Genomic DNA, 2,087 nt, shown 5'->3' on the forward strand with positions numbered 1-2,087 from the left:
CATTGCTTTGAGTAAATCGTGGGTAACTTCGATTGTGGTGTTGTACGCTTGCGGGTAGTGGTTTACTTTTTCGTACGGTGGCGTTTCTAGCAGAGCAACGAACTAGCCAACTAACCAGTTACTCAAGTGGACGCCAAACGCTCGGCGGTTTTGGCTTGGGGTTCAGTGGGCTTTGCGGGTTTATCGCAGGCGCCACTTAGCAAGGCGTTAGTTGGCGGGTGAATTTTTGGGGCTAGTTCATCATCTTCTTTGGCCATTCGTCCGGTGTCATCGGCAATTTGGCATTGTCGGTGTCAGTTCTTGAATCACTCAAGTCCAGCGCGTTTCAATGTTCGAGGATTTGCCTCATTTTGATTCCGTGTAGGTTGGTTGCCAGTTTCGTGGGCGCAAAGTCGCGTGGAGTTTTGGTGTTTCAGGGGCGGGTTTATGCGCTTTTCATCTGCTCGTCAGAATTGCCGCCTCAATAACTTCAACGGGTGTTTTGTGTCTGATTTCTTTGCCGGAGTGTAGTGGCTCACATTACTTTGAGTAAATCGTGGGTAACTTTGGTTGAGGTGTTGTGCGCTTGGATTCGGTGGTTTATTTTTTCGTACGGTGGCGTTTCTAGCAGAGCAACGAACTAGCCAACTAACCAGTTACTCAAGTGGACGCCAAACGCTCGGCGGTTTTGGCTTGGGGTTCAGTGGGCTTGGCGGGTTCATCGCGGGCGCCACTTAGCAAGGCGTTATGCGACAGGGCAAAGTTTTTAGGTTTCTTTAATTTCGTTCTCTTTGGTCATTTGTTTTTCGGTGTCGGCAAATCAGTATTGTCGACTCAAATTCTTGAATCACTGAAACCGTAAAGCATGCCAAAGTTCGTGAAGTTGCCTCATTAAAAATTGCAATTGGGTACGGAAAACTATCAGGCGCAAAGTGTGGAAAGGGCAAGTTTGCGGAAACCCGGTATTCGCTGAAATTCCGGCTCGTTAAGTTTCTCGCAAACAAAAGCTAAATTTTCGCTTTCAAACCGCGTTCAGCGCTTGTGGTAACTTTTCCGTGAAATGTTGAGTCCGCTGGTTCTTGAATCACAAAAAGTTATCTGCGCGTTTGTAGTTTTTCGTGTTTAAGGTAATGTTTTCGTAGCCCAATTTTGCATTTCCGTGCTAATCGCATAACAAACAATTCAAGCAGATTCGCAACGCGTGGCAGTTTTGGTTTGCAGTGGTTTTGGGTGTTTAAGGTGCAATGCGGTCGCTTTTGTATTGCGTTGCTCACTTATATGGTCTCCCCCAGTTTTGCAAGTCAGTAGCATGATTAAAAGCGCAGGTTAACTACCATATATACGGCCTGTTTTAACGGCTATTGCCTTGGCCAAGATGAGGCAGTCGAACACGAAGTCCTAATCAACTTATCGACTGTAAAAGCCAGTGTGAGCACAAGGTTTTCAACGTGTAGGATTTATCCTGTTATTCATCTCGCTACGTACTTTGCAAAGGGTTGGTGGTGCACGGTGTTTTATGCTGGTTGATACTCTTCGTTTTTGGCGATAACAGCCCAAGCGATCCGCATGAGTTTGTTTGCGAGCGCGACCGCGGCACGGTTGGGACCTCGTCGTTCTTGTAACTCAAGCATCCATTTACTGAGTTTGTCAGACTTAAACTGGGCTCGTCTTAAAGCAGCTCTAGCACCATGAACCAGTAAAGACCGTATATAAGTGTTACCTTGTTTGGTGATACCCAGAAGCATCACATTGCCACCTGTAGTATCTTGCCTTGGAACTAACCCCATCGCCGCAGAGGCATCTCGCCCTGTTTTGAACTGTTTCCCTGAACCTAACCATACGGCAACGGCTTGACTAGTGAGTGGCCCAAAGCCAGGGATAGACATCAGTCGTTTGGCATTATCGAACTGTTTGACGGTTTGGTTAAGTTTGTTTTCAAACCAACTAATTTGCTCATCGATATATAGATAGCGTTCGTACTGTCGTGATAGAAGTTCTCGTAATATGGGCGATAGCTGGTTTTCGGCGTCTTCGAGCACTTCGGGAATAGCTTTCCTGAACGAAGCCTTCCCTTTAGGTAGAACAATACCGTATTCAGCAATAAGTCC

The 2,087-nt window shown here is 46.5% G+C and carries 1 protein-coding gene; it reads right to left on the reverse strand.

Features of this window, described 5'->3' with window-relative positions:
- Positions 1 to 1,493: 1,493 nt before the first annotated feature.
- Positions 1,494 to 2,087, reverse strand: a 594-nt coding sequence (locus QTO00_RS18765; RefSeq protein WP_331426118.1) for an IS110 family transposase, incomplete at its 5' end; no start/stop codon positions are given.

Origin of the sequence: Vibrio sp. M260118, assembly GCF_036533755.1 — a bacterium.
In the GTDB taxonomy this organism is placed as follows: domain Bacteria; phylum Pseudomonadota; class Gammaproteobacteria; order Enterobacterales; family Vibrionaceae; genus Vibrio.